The organism is Beduini massiliensis, assembly GCF_000829905.1.
Taxonomy (GTDB): Bacteria; Bacillota_I; Bacilli_A; order Erysipelotrichales; family Coprobacillaceae; genus Beduini; species Beduini massiliensis.
Genome location: NZ_CDPP01000003.1, coordinates 161,523 through 177,017 on the forward strand (window position 1 = coordinate 161,523; position 15,495 = coordinate 177,017).

Here is a 15,495-nt window from a genome sequence, read left to right on the forward strand (position 1 = left end):
TAGTAATCTATTATTTGGAAAGAGGGCGATATCATGAAACTATTAATCGTAGAAGACTATGTAGAGCTGTCGTTAAGAATGAAGGAAACATTAGAAGGTATTGGTTTTTATGTAGATGTAGCTCATGATGGAGCGAGTGGAGAAGAAAAAGCGTTTGTGAATCATTATGATGCGATTCTTTTGGATTTAAACTTACCCGATAAAGATGGGATCGATATACTTAAATTTTTAAGAAAAAATGATGTGGCAGCACCTGTCATTATTATTACTGCTAGAGATGAATTGGGTGATCGAGTGAAAGGATTGGACTTAGGAGCTGATGATTATTTAGTTAAACCATTTCAATTAGAAGAATTAAGAGCACGTGTTCAGGCTGTCATACGACGATTTTACGGGCGTCATCAATCGCAAATCAAGATAGAAGGATTGATCGTAGACAGTGGTGCCAGAACAGTTACTTTAAATAATCAGCCGGTATCTTTATTAGCTAAAGAATTTGATATTTTAGAATATTTAGCGATACGTTATCCGAATGTTGTTTCCAGTGAGGAATTGGCAGAACATGTTTATGATGAAAGTTTTGATCCGTTTTCATCTGCTCTACGTGTACAACTGACCCGCCTGCGTAAAAAATTAAGTGAAAGCACGCATCGGGAAATTTTAAAAACAATCCGCGGGAAGGGTTATTATCTATGTCTAAAGTAACCATTAAAATGGCTTTGGTAGTAAGTGTTTTTGCTCTGTTTATTACCAGTTTATTTGTGTTAGGCATCTTCTCTTTTGCTTCGATAAAGGATAATATCGACATAGACTATTATATTCAGGAAAATATGGTCGAAAGAGAGAACTATGCAACTATTGATGATATTTCAGAGTTGGTAGAACCCGATGAATCTTCGATTTATGAAAATAATGATGGGCGCTATGCTGATTTAAAGGAGTATACAGTTTATTATAATGCTGAATTGATGAAAAGAATCATTCCGATTGCCGGGCTATTTTGTATTTTTTTAATAGGGGCATCGATATTGATGTGGATTCTCCTTAAAAGAATTCAGCACCAAGAAAATAAACGGATTGCCAATCAATTGGCATCTTTGCAAGAAATACATGAATTTACCCATGATGATCCGGTATTGGCTAAAGCCTATGAAAGTATTCAAAGAGAATTTGATCGGCATATTACAGATTATAAGCGTCTTCATACGTATTTATCCCATGAACAGAAAAATGCTTTATCGTTATTAAAAGCAAATTTAGAATTGCATCATGAAGAAGCTTGCATGAAAAATATTGATGATATAAATGAGGGGATTGATGATCTGGTTACATTGAGTGAACAGGGAAAGGAAACTGACATCGAAACTGTCGACATCACTTTATTATGTGCGGATGTTTATGATAAATATAAGGTATATTATCCCCAGTTAAACTTTCAGTTTGACGATCAAGAACTTTTAGTAAAAGCAAAGCCACGATGGATCATCTGTGCATTAAATAATTTAATCGATAATGCAATAAAATATGGCAATAATAAGGAGATACTGTTATCTGTCTATCGTAAAAATGATCAAGCAATCATTGAAGTCAAGGATCATGGAATTGGGATTGCTAAAGATAAGTTAGAGAAAATCTTTGATCATCACTATCGTATAAACGAATTAAATAAGGATGGGTACGGTATTGGACTCAGTCTATTACAACATGTCTGTGAACTATGTGATGGAATGATTGAGTGCAGCAGTGTTGAAAATGAGGGTACCGTCTTCACTTTAGCATTTCCGATTAATAATTAAGAAAACGAAATTTCGTTTTCTTTTTTTTATGTAACATTCATGTAACACAATAAGTTATATACTGGGTTACAGTAAGGAGTGAGATATATGTATTTAATAGAAAACGCTATAAAAAACATAGGTAGAAATAAAGGCAGAAATTTATTGCTTGGAGGAATGATGTCTTTGATATTATTTATCGCAACATTATCCATTATGATCTATTCTGCGACTCAGCATCAGATTCAGATTTATAAAAATCAGCTTTCTGCTTCGGTTGTCATATATCGAGATGATGAAAAAGCAATGAAAGTTAAAAATTATCAAGAACCGAGTATAGAAGATTATAAAAAATTTGCAACATCTTCATTATTAAAAAGTACTGAGATGATCCTTACCACACCAGTCAGTCTGCTTCAGGGAAAAGCACTGGATGAAGATAGTACTAAGATCTCCGGGATCGAAAGAGAAGATACGGAGGGACCGACTGTCAAGGTTTCAACGAATATGATTTATGGAACCAATCATCCCTTTGTTAATGGTGAATTTGAAAATGGTATTCGCAAAATAATCGAAGGAAGAAAGTTTGAAAATATTAATGAAGTTATCATTTCCCAACAGCTTTCTAAACTCAATAATTGGCAAATTAATGATACGATTGAACTTCAGTTAGCTTCAATAGGAGAAAAAGAAAGTGGCAGATTAAAAGTGACGATTGTGGGGATTTACGAAGACCATACACAAGCATATGAAGATAAAGAGATGCAGATGCCATTGTTGAATCGTGGCAATGAGATTTTCACCAGTTTGGAGACTCTGGAAAAAGCAGAGGGTACGTTTATTAATGCAGCTGCAAATTTTACGATTCAGGATCCATCAAAAATCAAAGAGTTAGAAAAGGAAATGTATGCGTTGGGGTTACCACAATATTTTGGGTTACAGGCAGATGACAGCGGTTATCAAAAGGTCATTGCACCATTGATGGGACTTCGTGATTTAGCGATAATATTTGTGGTAAGCGTTTTAGTTGTTGGAGGTGGAATCCTGATTCTTTTATCCGGTCTTTCAATTCGTGAACGTACTTATGAAGTAGGTGTTCTTCGAGCAATAGGAATGAAAAAAAGAAAATTGGCAGTCAGTTTTCTTTTAGAAGGATTTATTATTACCAGTCTTAGTTTATGTCTTGCCTTTGGTACTGCTAAATTAGTGAGTCATCCTGTTGCAAATGCATTATTTCAGCAGCAGGAAACAATTCAGCCGTCTCAGAATGAACAATCAAGCAATGTCACGCTAAGTACTGCCGGAGGATTTTCAGCAGGATCAGGCACCCAGTTCGAGCAGATTCAAATCAATATAACATCAGAAATGATGGTTCAGATTATTGGAATGACAATTCTATTTGGAACGATCGCCAGTATGGGAGGGATCTATTATGTCATGCGCTATGAACCAAGAAAAATATTATCAGATCGACATTAGGAGGTTATTATGAGCATATTAAAATTAGAACATGTCAGTTATCAGTATGAAAAAAGTAATATAAATGTGATTAACGATATCAATGCCCAATTTGAAACAGATAAAATTTATACCATTATAGGAAAATCTGGAGCTGGAAAGAGTACCTTGTTATCTCTTTTATCTGGGTTGGACGTAGCTACAAAGGGGGAGGTGCTATATAAAGACATCTCATTAAAAAAACTAGATCGGGACGATTATCGTGCTAAAAGTATCGGTATCATATTTCAGGGGTATAACTTATTAACGAATATGAGTGCTGTTGAAAATATTATTCTTGCCATGAATATTTCTGGAAGTCATATCAAAGATAAACAACAAGCGGCATACCACCTTTTAGAACAAGTAGGGATTTCAGCAGAAATTGCAGACCGTAAAGTTTTGAAATTGTCTGGCGGAGAACAGCAGCGTGTTGGGATTGCCCGTGCACTCTCTCATGATCCGGATATTATCATTGCGGATGAACCAACCGGAAACTTAGACGGCGAGACGGAAAAAGGAATTATGACAATATTGCAGAAACTTGCTCATGAAGAACATAAATGTGTGATTATTGTAACACATTCAAAAGGTGTAAGTACTTATGCAGATCATTGTTTCAAACTGATGAACGGAAAACTTAAAGAGATGGGTGAATAAAGATGTATGCTTTAACTTACGCGACACACAACTTATTACGAAATAAGGGAAGGAACATTTTACTTGGCATCATTTTAACTGCCATGATCACTTTATCGGGAATTACATGGATTGTTTATCATGGCAGTTCTCAGTTAACTCAGGTGTATAAACAGCAGTTTGGTTCAAAAGTAATCTTGAATGCTGCTCTAAATGCCCCTAAGTTATCACCATCTCAGCTCATGGCGTTTGGGACTTCCGAATATTTGCTTAAACAGGACTTGACCGCTAAAGTACCCATCATACAGGAAAATTTAAAAGCGGTAGGGGAAGAAGAAAGCACCTCATTGGAAAATATACCAAAAGGTTATTTAATAAGCTTTTCGGATCAGGAATTAAATGACACTTTTAAAAACAAATCAAAAAAATTAGTTCAAGGACGCATGTTTGAAAATTCCAAAGAAATCATTGTCAGTCAAAAATTTGCCGAGTTAAATCATTTAAAACTTAATGATACGATTTATTTAAAAGGGAAAAAAACAGATTCTCCCGCTTCAACCACATTTACGGTTGTCGGCATTTATACCCCTCTTGCATTAGGACAATATTCGGGCGATGTTCCTTTGTTAGATCCGCAAAATCATATATATACTTCTTTTCAAACCATACTTCAAAGTGAATTGTTTCATCAATATGGAGATTTATCCGCAGTCTTTTATTTAAAAGACCCGCAAATGATTGCGGTTTTTCAAGAAGAAATGCGAACAAAAGGTCTGCCTGAAAGTTACGAAGCAACTACCGATGACAGGAATTATGAGGAAGCAGTGCAGCCGCTTCGTACCACAAATAAGATCTCTCTTTTATTTACCGCTGGTATTCTTTCATTAGGTAGTATAATTACTTTACTTCTTTCATTATTTTTTATGCGGGAAAGAAAATATGAAATCGGTTTATTAAGAGCAATGGGAATGAAAAAATTAAAGGTAGCCATTAGCTTAATGACTGAAAATGTATGGATTTGCTGTATCAGTCTAAGTATTGGATTGGCTTTTGCTCAAGTGGGCGGACACTGGATTGGTCAAATCTTTTTGCAAAATCAGCAGCGCTTTATTGAAAAGATGCAGCTATCTGTTGACTTATCTCAAATTACTTTTCATATGGATATAACCGGCATGGTTTTATTGATTGGTACAATATCTTGTCTCTGTTTTCTTTCTGGATTAGTGGCAATATGGAAAATCATGCGCTATGAACCAAGACAAATTTTATCTCAGCAAAATTAGATAAATCAGGAGGAATTAAAATGAATAAAAGACTAAAAGAAATCTTTGTTTTACTATTAACAATAAGCATAATAAGTGGATGTGCTGATCGTTCAAATAATCACTCATCCTATCAATATCCCCCATCTTCCTCACAGACAAATCGACAATCCAACGATGATCAGATTCCTGATGCAAGTGGTTTTTCTATAAAGGAGCTTGAAACAGCTTTACGTAAGGTCGGGGCTATTAATGAGAAAGGAGAACCTTACGATGTAGCAGGAACATATTTTGAATCTGCTGTGCGTTATGGGAATATCGTAATTGCAGAAAGTGGTATTAACAGTATTTCTCAAGCCATCTCCGATTATAATAAAGGAAGTATGGAACTTCATGGAAATAAAGTAAAAGTCGCTAATATGATAGGGGGTTATTTACTGATTGTTTTAGAGGGTGATATCAGCCAAGAAGCAATCAAAGCTTTTCAGGCTGTAGGAGGATTATAATCAAGCAGATTCAATGAATCTGCTTTTTCAGTAAAATAAATTGACGTTTACTTTTATTATATTATAATAAAAGTAAGGAGGAAATGAAATGAAGGCGTATGCACACACTGTTTTAAAACAAAACAACAGTCATTTACTGTTACATCATTTATATATTAAACAGAATGCGACAATGTACGATTTGGTACAAGCAACACACTTATCACAGTCCAGTGTCCGTAATATGCTAAGACAATTTGAAGAAAATAAGATCGTTAAAACTATTGGAGTAGATGAATCTACGGGAGGAAGATGCCCTATACGTTTTTCTTTAAACCCGGATTTTTTCAGCTTGATTTGTTTATTTGTTCACAAAGATTATGCTGAATGTAAAATAATGAAGTTATATGAGGTAATTGAGTCCATAAAGATAGAGTACACTGCATTCCATCAGCTTGCCAATCAAATTAAAGGTTTAATTAAACAGTATGACTCCACTGCGATTGTGATGGCAGTAGAGGGAATCGTAGATCAGCATATGTATTATACAGACCATGAAGATCAGTACATAAAAAATGATTGGATTGATCATTTACAGCAACAGCTGACAATTCCGATTTATATTGAAAACGATGTTAAATGTATGCAAAGAGGCATCTATAAGCATGATGAATCTGTCGATAATTTTGTGTATTTATATATCAGTTCTCTAGGAATGGGGGGATCCGTGATGGTAAATGGAACTATTTTAAATGGTCATAAAGGGATTATGGGTGAATTAGGACTGATTCCCTATCAGGACAAAACGATTAATCAAGCGATACGCGTATGTCAAAATGAAATGGAATTTAATCAGATTATGTCGTATTTGTTAGTGATTACCTGTACGAGCAATGACCCGCAGAAAATAAAAATGACTTCGAGACTTTCGTTTCCTTTGAACTTATCGTTATTGAAACAACAGCTTAAAACCTGGGTTCATCAGGAATATTGTTTAGAGCTTGAAGAAAACCCAGATCAATGTCTATTTGATGGTCTGGAATATTTAGGAATAATGAATCTTATTAAAAAGATAGCGGAGGAACAATGATGAAAAGTTATAAGGCAATTATTTATGATATAGATGGAACAATTTTAGATACTTTAAAAATGAATATGGTTCCACTGCAAAGAATTATTAAGGAAGAACTTTATGTCGATTATACTTATGAGCAAGTCCTGAAATATGCCTCTTACCCGGGAATGAAAGTGATGGAAGAATTACCTATTAAAGATAAAGAAAAAACTTATGCAAGATGGGTGCAGTATGTAAATGATTATGAGGAGGGGGCAAGTGTTTATTCGGGAATCAGAGAAGTACTTGAAACTTTTCATCACTATATGCGGCAAGCCGTAGTTTCTGCCAAAACAAAAAAACAATACCAAATCGATTTTGTATCCAAAGGATTGGATCAATATATGGAGACTGCTGTTTTAGCGGATGATACTACATTGCATAAACCTGATCCAGCCCCCATTCTTTTGTGTTTAGAAAGACTGAACGTAAAAAAAGATGAAGTGATTTATATCGGGGATGCGTTGAGTGATTACCTCTGCTGTCAGGCAGCGGGAGTTGATTTTGGTTATGCTAAATGGGGCAGTGTTTCAGATAAAGGTATCATTGATTCAACGTTCACCTTTTATCAGCCTGCTGACTTGCTGAAGCTTTTATCTATCCCTGAAAAGTAAATATAAAAGATTATTGCAAAAATAGATAAGGAAGGAATAGAGGCAAATTGCTGAGATGGCAATGATCAAATATTAAAATGGAATGAAGTCATAAATAGATAAAGGAGAAGCACATGACAGAAAGGGAAAAAATGTTGGCGGGAGAATTATACGACTGTGGAGATAAAGAACTGTTGTTACAATGGCATTTAGCGAAAGATTTAGTACGCCAATATAATCTTTGTGATTCAAATGACAGTGAGAAAAAAATACAATTGCTTCAACAACTTTTAGGCGGATTTGGTGAAAATCTTTGGATTACACCTCCGTTTTATGTGGATTATGGGGAAAATATATATTTCGGTGAAAATTGTGAAGTAAACATGAATTGTACCTTTTTAGATGATAATACGATTAAAATTGGGGATTATGCTTTGATTGCACCGAATGTCCAAATTTATACTGCTTTTCACCCCACCAGTGCAAAAGAACGTTTTGGGGAAAAGAAAGAAGATGGCACATTTGCTTTTTGCAAGACTCAAACTGCTCCGGTGATCATTGGCGATCATGTATGGATTGGGGGCGGAGCGATTATTATGCCCGGAGTTACAATCGGTGATAATGTTGTGATTGGCGCAGGGAGTGTCGTCACAAAAGATATTCCCTCTAATAAGGTGGCTTATGGTAATCCTTGCCGCGTTATTCGAGATAATAGTTAATTATAAAAGTCAATCTGATCAGATTGACTTGTTTTCATTTATATAGTTTTTATAAAATTGAATGTATATTTTATATTCATCTTCCATATTTTCCGGCAGACTCTCTAAATCAAAATAATCTAGGGCTAGGCTTTCAAAGCCGTCTGCCAGTAGTTCACCACTAATATGTTTGGCATGATATAACGCCGTTACAACATAGATTTGATCTTTATTTGGCAGAGTAAAATAGAATGCTGGTCCGGAAAAAACGTTAAGCAGCTTTAATTCCGCAATATCAATATGGGCCTCTTCTTTTACTTCACGAATCGCCGTTTCTTCTAAGGATTCCCCAATTTCCATTAATCCGCCAAGCAGCCCCCACGTTTCATTGGCTCTTTTTTGAAGTAAGATTCGATGTGATGAATCCGTGATGATAATATTTGATCCGATTAAAATCAAATCATCATGTCCGATTTTCTTTCTTATTGTTTTTACATAATTCATTTTATCCTTCACCACGCTTTATAATTACTGTTACTATTATAACATTGATTAGGCTTTGCCTAAATAGATTTTACGTTTAAATGAGTGTGTTTATAGACTTTCTTTTCACAGCTAATTTCACATAAAATCTGTATAAATATTTGACAATACTAACTTATTGGCATAATATAGAATTATAAGTTAGATAAAACTAACAAAGTGAGGGATCTTTATGATAAGAAATGATAGATGCAGCAGTCAATCGAGAAAAAGCAGCAGAATGGGAATATGGTCACAGCTATTCTTTTTACAGCTATTGTTTTAATAAGTATATTTGCGACTAAATCTTATTTAAGAAAATTACTGCATGGCTGCTGCGAAAATGAAACGTCAAAGAATGAGGGGGATATGAATAAAACCATTGATAAGAAGAACTATCCTTATTGTCATAGAATTTTGATTTATGGCATGACATGTGCTTTCTGCAAGAGCAGAATAGAAAATGAATTCAATCGGCTAAAGGGCTATTATATTGAAGTAGACTTAAAAAACAATTGTGCTGTTCTTTACACGATGCGTCCGATTGTAAGGGAAGATGTCATAAACAGAATCCGTTCATTAGGGTATCATGTGTTTAAAATATATGCTGAAACAAAATAAAACTCTTATTACTAAAAATAATAAGAGCTTTATTTTATTAACAAATGATTGGAATCATACGGATCTGCCTCTACTTGCAGCCAGCTTTGACTTAAAAATGAATTTATTTTATCGCAAAGTTCTTTCATGTGGATATCACTTTGTGTTTCAATACGTAAAGAACGATTATCACAAGCGCTGGCATGATGAAGAATGCAGTCTATGTTTTCCTCTTTTAAGTATTGATTTAGTCTCATTAACGTCATTACATCAATCGTTTTAGACATAATATCACCTCTTTTCTTTATTCTAACGAATTTATAAGATGAGTACAATCAAGATACATTTCTTTTCATATTTTGAGATTCTCGCTATTCATTATCGAAATCATGTACAATACAATTAACGGAGGAATATATATGTATAAAATAATAGCAAGTGATTTAGATGAAACTTTATTAGATGATCACCATCAAATCTGTGAAGCAAATAAAAAAGCAATTCATGAAGCTTCAAAAAGAGGAGTGAAATTTGTTCCCTGCACCGGAAGAGGGTATATGGCTATCCAGTCAATATTAAAAGATTTAGACTTAGATGATAAAGAGAATGAATATTCCATCTCATTTAACGGTTGTGCATTAACAGAAAACAAGAATAATCGTTTAATATTTTTTAATGGGTTAGATTTTGATAAAGCTGCTGAATTATTCGAGTTTGGAAAAACAAAAGATGTCTGCATTCATGTATATACATCTACAGAGGTGTATGTCTATAATCTTAATGAAGATGAACGCCAGCGCTTTTACAATCAAAAAAACACGTTTATTGAGATACAAGGAGAGTCGATTGAATTTTTAAGAGATGAACCGATTGCGAAAGTTCTCTATCAAAATGTAGATGTTCCTTATTTAAAAAGCTTTGAAGAAGAAATGCGACCGATGACAGATGATGCAGTAAGTGTCAGTTATTCATCTAATCGATACATGGAATTAAATCGTTTAGGTGTCAATAAAGGGGATACCCTTAGACAATTAGCCAAGTTATTAGACTGCAAAATCGAACAGACGATAGGGGTAGGGGATAATTACAACGATATGCCGATGCTGCTTGCGGCTGGCTTGAGTGTGGCGGCTGGAAATTCTGTTCCCGATGTTAAAGAAGCCTGTGACTATGTGTGTGAAAATGATAATAATCAGGGCGTTTTGGCAGAATTGATCGAAAAATTCATTTTAAATGAAAAATAGTGCTGTTTGGCACTATTTTTTTAATATAAATTCTTCAATAACTTCGGCAACCGATCCTTCTGCATAATCTCTTTTAGTGACATAATCGGATATCGCTTGTATATCTTGATGAGCACTGGCAACACATGCCCCTAATCCGGCAGTTTTGATCATATCGATATCATTGTAATTATCACCAATGCCGATTGTTTCTTCAATTGGAATATTCAAGTATTCAGCCAGCCATTTTAATCCAACCCCTTTATTAACCCCTTTTTTATTGAATTCAATGTAGCGGGAAGAAGAAGCCGTAACGGTTACTTTATCTCCTACCAAAGGTTCGATTTCTTGTTTTATTTTTGCCATATACTCGACATCTGTGTTCTCATAGTTAATTTTAGCGATGCGCTGATCTTTTAAGAAATCAATATCATAGCCTTCCATAACTTTGAAGTTTGACTTTTGTCTTGTTTTTCTTTGAATTTCGTCTTCATTCGCATTAAATAAGTAACATCCTTCTGTTGTAAAGACCATTAAGCAAACATCTAAATTTTTACCATATTCAAAAATTTGTTTCATCAACTCATATTCTAAGCCATTGAACATCAATTCTTTAGGTCCTTTTGTTTCCATGATCAAAGCACCATTATACCCAACCAAATATTCTCCAGCTTGCTCGTATTGATCTAATTCTTTAAGAACGTCGATTGTCATATCGTAGCCACGCCCTGTACAAGGAATAATTTTAACCCCTTGTTGCTTTGCTTTATTGATTGCCTGCAGGTTCACTGCCGGAACATGATGATCGGCTAACAGCGTTTCATCTAAATCCGCAAAAACTAATTTATACATCTAATCACCTCTTCACCACTTTAACATATGTGGCAGAAGAATCCCAGTTTTTTAACATTTGTAAAAAAGAATCAACACAGAAAATGGAATTATAAATAAATTTTAAAAAATGTCATTTTATGCTTTACAAGTAAAAGGTTTTATACTATAATATTTTTTGCTGATGAGCGATATGGCGATCGTGGTGAAGTGGTTAACACATCAGATTGTGGCTCTGACATTCGTGGGTTCGATTCCCATCGGTCGCCCCATTTTAAAACTAACATCAGCAAATATATAAAAGTAATCAACTGTTTAGGCAGTTGATTTTTTATTTTAAATATAGAGTTTTAAAAAATGAATTGAGAAATAATGACGGATATTGAACCTTCTATAAAGAAAGCATTATCTTTAGTAGATATGTACATAATCCGTATATAATCTATTTTTCAATATTGATTATATAAAGTTTATTGAAATAGATAAATTAACGTGTCCAACTTTTTGGTGACACTACATATTTGTACGGTTGGTATTTTATGATGTGTAAAGTATAACGTTATGGATTTAAAACTGATTTTTAAAATTATCCAGCCATGATTCCAATGTGGCAAGAGGGTATGGTCTAGCAAAGTAATACCCTTGAACGATTTCACAACCGCAATGTTTTAAAATTTCTATTTGATTTGCGGTTTCAATCCCTTCAGCTACCATTTTTATACCTAACTCTTTAGTCAAGGTAATAAAGCCGGCTATAATGGTTTGTGCTTTGGGATTTTCTATATCTATAAAAAATTCACGATCTAACTTAATACAATCAATGTTAAAATCTTTTAAAAGTGCCAAAGCTGAAAAGCCAACACCAAAGTCATCGAGAGAACATAAGAAACCCGATTGATGCATTTCGTCAATCGCATCTTTTACGGCTTTTCGCTGTTCCTTATCAAAAAAGGTATATTCTGTAAGTTCAAATTCAATCCATTTATCTGGTATTCCATATTTACGTTTTATACGTGAAAAAGCTTCTAAAAAATTTGACTTTTTAAAATGGATGCGAGATAAATTGACCGAAATTGGATAGATCGGTTTTTGTTTTTGCTGACAATCGTGAAGATACTTACATACTTGTTCAAATACAAATAGATCCAGTTGACAAATCTTATTACTTTTTTCAAATAAAGGAATAAATTCAGAGGGGGCAATCATTCCTAAGCTAGGATGCTGCCAACGAACAAGAATTTCCAAACCGACGATAGAATGATCATTCAACTTTATTTTAGGTTGGAAATAAAGCTGAAATTCATGATTATACAAAGAAGTCTCAAATAACTGGTTCAGTTCGTATTCTTTATTTAATCGCATGGATAATTTCTTTTTATAAAAATAACAGAAATTCACCGCTTCTTTTTGATAACAGGCAATGCGTGAACGATCCATTGCAATTCTGGCATTTATAGTAAGATCGTCAATTAGATAAACACCCAGATAAAAAGTATATTCAAATGTTGTTTTTTGGGAATAGTGGTTCATATGTTCGATCATACTAGATAATCGCTGACCAATCGTATGAGGGTCATGTTCCTTGAGACAAAGAAAAAAACAATCAGAGTTATCACGACATAGAAATTCTTCATCACCAATCTGACTTTTTAAAATATGATATAGATTTATTAAAATTTGATCCCCCATCGATGAACCGTATTTTTCATTAATCCATTTAAAATTTTTCATGTTCATAAATACGATAGTGTAGGTATGTGGGGGAGACTGCAAGACCTTTTTTTCATATTCCTGACAAAATGCCGTAATGTTGAAACCTTGAGTTATATGATCTTGAAAAGCCAATTGTTTTAAATGTTTACACTTTTTTTGAAAAAAGCAACAGCTAATCAACACACTAACAAGTAAGGCAAGATAAAAAAATATAAAAAGAATATGCATCAATTTCATCACCTTCGACACATGAATAATATCATTAAATATCTTGTGCTTCAATTATCAATCTGGGTCCATTTAGGTATAGCAGGATTGTAAAAGTGAAGGATATGACTATAATAATTTAATAATCATTATTTTGGAGGAAACTATGTGGCATAAACAGACGTTATTTGATTATGTCTATGACAGCTTAAAAGAACAGATTTTAACGAAACGATTTAATAATGGGGAAAAACTCCCATCTGTAAGCCAAATGATGGAAATATATCATGTTGGGAAGCGAACTGTGAAGAATGTCATTCATCGATTAAAAACGGAGGGATATATTATTGGGGAAGAACGAAAAGGACTGTACGTCGTTTATCAAGGAGAGGAAGACGAACACCTCATGATCTTGCTGAATAATCAAAAATCCTCAATTATTCAAGCCTATCAGACATTGGCGATTATCCTTCCTTTGTTTTTGTCTTTTTCTCTTACTCAATACAAAAGAAGGGAATTATCAGAATTAGCAAAACACTATTCTTCTAATCTATGGATAAAACAGAGGAATCCTAAACGATTGTACCAGTCTTGTATACATGAAATATTTAATCATTCAAATAACCCTCTTTATTATGACTTTATTTGTCACATTGCGGTTTATGCAAAACTTTCTTTTCTAAATCAAGAGAACCGAATAGGTCATTTACTTTTTAATCATCCACAAAAAGAAAAGGATTGGTTTTTTCATACGTTATTGCTCGATAATAAAAATGAACTTATTGAACGTTTTTCAGCGTTATTAAATGAACAAACTCTATTAGTGGAAAAAATGTTGTCAGAAACGATTAAAACGACACAACATAACGCCTTACATGAGAACCTAAATCCTTTTTATTGGAATATTCACTATGGGCAGGATCATTTTTATATGCAAATCGTACACGATATCATTGATAAGATTTCTCTTAAAGAGTATCCCTTGAATGGTTTTTTACCCTCTGAAAAAAAGCTTGCTGAATATTATCAAGTAGGTTTATCCACCGTTCGTTCTGCGCTTTCTTTATTAAATAAGTTGGGATATGCAGAGACTATAAACGGGCAGGGAACGAGAATCATGCTGCAAGATGAAGTGACAGCACAAAAATGTATGAACAATAGGTGGATACGAAAAAACACAATACTTTATTTGAATGCACTGCAATGTATGATTATTATTCTTCCACCAGCATGCAGAATGAGTTTTGACTTTATTGAGGATAGCACTAAAACTGATCTTATTGAACGTTCTTTAAAGCAGAATCATATTTTTATTGATGATCTATATCAATGTCTGATCGATCATATTTCATTGCAGCCTTATCAAGAAATATTGATTCAATTAAGAGAAATTTGTCGCTATGGATACTATTATTCCTTCTTTAAGAACGGGATTGAAAGTGAAAAAGTGGTTGCAGATAAAAGTAAAAAAGTACTCCAATTTTTATTAGATGGAGAAAAAGAAGCCTTTACTCGGGAATTTACATCGTGTTTTCAGTATATATTAGAGTTTGTTAGAGAGCATATCATTAATTATGGCTTATTAGAAGCAAGAAAAATTAAGATTCCTATGATGAAATAGATATTCCATTATAAAAGGTCTGTTCCTTATTAATAAGAAACAAACCTTTTGCTTAATAGAGATGATGATTGAGCCATCTCTTACTTAGAGGGAACGATATCCAGTTTTCCCAGATCACGCTTTATCTTGGCATATTTTTCCGGCATTTCTTCAAATGACATGCGATCGACATAATCCATTGTGCCATCTTTTTTTGAAGTTTCATAATACCAGCATTTATATTCTAATATGGCAAGCGTTTTTTGCATTTCTTTAATTTTATTTTCGACAGATTCTTTTTCTTTTCTGAAAAGTTCTAAACGGGCATCAATACTTTTATCCCCCTCACCAATCATATCAATATAGCGTTTAATATCTTTAATAGAAATTCCGGTCTGTTTCAGACAATGAATAACAGAAAGAATTTCAAAATCTTTTTCGGTAAAAAAACGAATTCCGTTTTCACTGCGCTGAATGAAAGGCAACAGCCCTTCTTTATCATAATACCGAAGTGTGGAAGGGGCAACGTTCATCTTTTTTGCGACTTCTCCAATAGTAAAGGTCATGTGGTTTCCTCCTTGAATAATAGTTAAAGTTAACTTTAATTAAACTACATAAAGTATAACATAATTATTTCTGTCTCACAATGCTTCAAATTTTTAACGGTAAAATTTTAGAAATATTGCATTTCTTCATGACAATTTCTTGATATAATGAGGTTATGGATTAGAAATAA

At 33.7% G+C, this 15,495-nt stretch carries 17 protein-coding genes and 1 tRNA gene; 13 read left to right on the plus strand and 5 right to left on the minus strand.

The genetic code is table 11. The features are described from left to right. Window positions 1–33: 33 nt before the first annotated feature. The 9 genes from BN1225_RS02470 (at window position 34) to BN1225_RS02510 (ending at window position 8,084) form a co-directional block, all read left to right on the plus strand. Complete coding sequence (locus tag BN1225_RS02470; RefSeq protein WP_041138242.1) at window positions 34–705, plus strand: response regulator transcription factor; 672 nt, start codon at window positions 34–36, stop codon at window positions 703–705. Beyond that, a complete protein-coding gene (locus tag BN1225_RS02475; RefSeq protein ID WP_052466261.1) occupies window positions 693–1,796 on the plus strand; it encodes a sensor histidine kinase in 1,104 nt (367 codons plus the stop codon). Before BN1225_RS02470 ends, BN1225_RS02475 begins: the two co-directional genes overlap by 13 nt. Window positions 1,797–1,883: 87 nt before the next feature. Then, complete coding sequence (locus BN1225_RS02480; protein ID WP_041138243.1) at window positions 1,884–3,254, plus strand: ABC transporter permease; 1,371 nt, start codon at window positions 1,884–1,886, stop codon at window positions 3,252–3,254. Between the two features lie 9 nt (window positions 3,255–3,263). Further along, complete coding sequence (locus tag BN1225_RS02485; protein WP_041138244.1) at window positions 3,264–3,932, plus strand: ATP-binding cassette domain-containing protein; 669 nt, start codon at window positions 3,264–3,266, stop codon at window positions 3,930–3,932. A 2-nt stretch (window positions 3,933–3,934) separates the two neighbouring features. Beyond that, entirely contained in the window at window positions 3,935–5,194 is a 1,260-nt protein-coding gene (locus tag BN1225_RS02490) for an ABC transporter permease (protein ID WP_041138245.1), read from the plus strand. Between the two features lie 20 nt (window positions 5,195–5,214). Next, window positions 5,215–5,679: a hypothetical protein gene (locus BN1225_RS02495; protein ID WP_041138246.1), complete on the plus strand. Its 465-nt coding sequence runs from the start codon at window positions 5,215–5,217 to the stop codon at window positions 5,677–5,679. Between the two features lie 88 nt (window positions 5,680–5,767). Continuing rightward, the gene (locus BN1225_RS02500; protein WP_041138247.1) at window positions 5,768–6,748 is read left to right on the plus strand and encodes an ROK family protein; all 981 of its coding nucleotides are present in this window, start codon (window positions 5,768–5,770) and stop codon (window positions 6,746–6,748) included. Continuing rightward, window positions 6,748–7,386, plus strand: coding sequence for an HAD family hydrolase (locus BN1225_RS02505; RefSeq protein WP_041138248.1), 639 nt, complete (start codon window positions 6,748–6,750; stop codon window positions 7,384–7,386). Before BN1225_RS02500 ends, BN1225_RS02505 begins: the two co-directional genes overlap by 1 nt. Window positions 7,387–7,499: 113 nt before the next feature. Then, window positions 7,500–8,084 (plus strand): sugar O-acetyltransferase, encoded by a 585-nt coding sequence (locus BN1225_RS02510; RefSeq protein ID WP_041138249.1) that lies wholly within the window; start codon window positions 7,500–7,502, stop codon window positions 8,082–8,084. Window positions 8,085–8,102: 18 nt separating this feature from the next. Here BN1225_RS02510 and BN1225_RS02515 read toward each other — a convergent pair whose 3' ends face one another. Further along, a complete protein-coding gene (locus BN1225_RS02515) occupies window positions 8,103–8,567 on the minus strand; it encodes an NUDIX hydrolase (RefSeq protein ID WP_041138250.1) in 465 nt (154 codons plus the stop codon). Between the two features lie 228 nt (window positions 8,568–8,795). Between BN1225_RS02515 and BN1225_RS02520 the strand changes: the two genes are divergently transcribed. Then, the gene (locus BN1225_RS02520) at window positions 8,796–9,206 is read left to right on the plus strand and encodes a heavy-metal-associated domain-containing protein (protein ID WP_041138251.1); all 411 of its coding nucleotides are present in this window, start codon (window positions 8,796–8,798) and stop codon (window positions 9,204–9,206) included. Window positions 9,207–9,235: 29 nt separating this feature from the next. Here BN1225_RS02520 and BN1225_RS02525 read toward each other — a convergent pair whose 3' ends face one another. Further along, a complete protein-coding gene (locus tag BN1225_RS02525; protein ID WP_041138252.1) occupies window positions 9,236–9,472 on the minus strand; it encodes an RDAC family protein in 237 nt (78 codons plus the stop codon). A gap of 132 nt (window positions 9,473–9,604) precedes the next feature. Between BN1225_RS02525 and BN1225_RS02530 the strand changes: the two genes are divergently transcribed. Beyond that, on the plus strand, window positions 9,605–10,429 hold the full coding sequence (locus tag BN1225_RS02530; protein WP_041138253.1) for a Cof-type HAD-IIB family hydrolase: 825 nt from the start codon (window positions 9,605–9,607) through the stop codon (window positions 10,427–10,429). Between the two features lie 12 nt (window positions 10,430–10,441). Here BN1225_RS02530 and BN1225_RS02535 read toward each other — a convergent pair whose 3' ends face one another. Beyond that, window positions 10,442–11,260 carry a Cof-type HAD-IIB family hydrolase gene (locus BN1225_RS02535; protein ID WP_041138254.1) on the minus strand — a complete coding sequence of 273 codons (819 nt, stop codon included), beginning with the start codon at window positions 11,258–11,260 and terminating at the stop codon, window positions 10,442–10,444. Window positions 11,261–11,435: 175 nt separating this feature from the next. On the opposite strand from BN1225_RS02535, the gene BN1225_RS02540 reads away from it, so the two are divergent. Next, window positions 11,436–11,511: transfer RNA gene (locus tag BN1225_RS02540), tRNA-His, on the plus strand. Window positions 11,512–11,806: 295 nt separating this feature from the next. On the opposite strand, the gene BN1225_RS02545 is transcribed toward BN1225_RS02540, so the two are convergent. Further along, window positions 11,807–13,189 (minus strand): EAL domain-containing protein, encoded by a 1,383-nt coding sequence (locus BN1225_RS02545; protein ID WP_082029249.1) that lies wholly within the window; start codon window positions 13,187–13,189, stop codon window positions 11,807–11,809. Window positions 13,190–13,325: 136 nt separating this feature from the next. Between BN1225_RS02545 and BN1225_RS02550 the strand changes: the two genes are divergently transcribed. Beyond that, entirely contained in the window at window positions 13,326–14,780 is a 1,455-nt protein-coding gene (locus BN1225_RS02550; RefSeq protein WP_041138255.1) for a winged helix-turn-helix domain-containing protein, read from the plus strand. Window positions 14,781–14,860: 80 nt separating this feature from the next. On the opposite strand, the gene BN1225_RS02555 is transcribed toward BN1225_RS02550, so the two are convergent. Continuing rightward, on the minus strand, window positions 14,861–15,325 hold the full coding sequence (locus BN1225_RS02555; protein WP_041138256.1) for a MerR family transcriptional regulator: 465 nt from the start codon (window positions 15,323–15,325) through the stop codon (window positions 14,861–14,863). Between the last annotated feature and the right edge of the window lie 170 nt (window positions 15,326–15,495).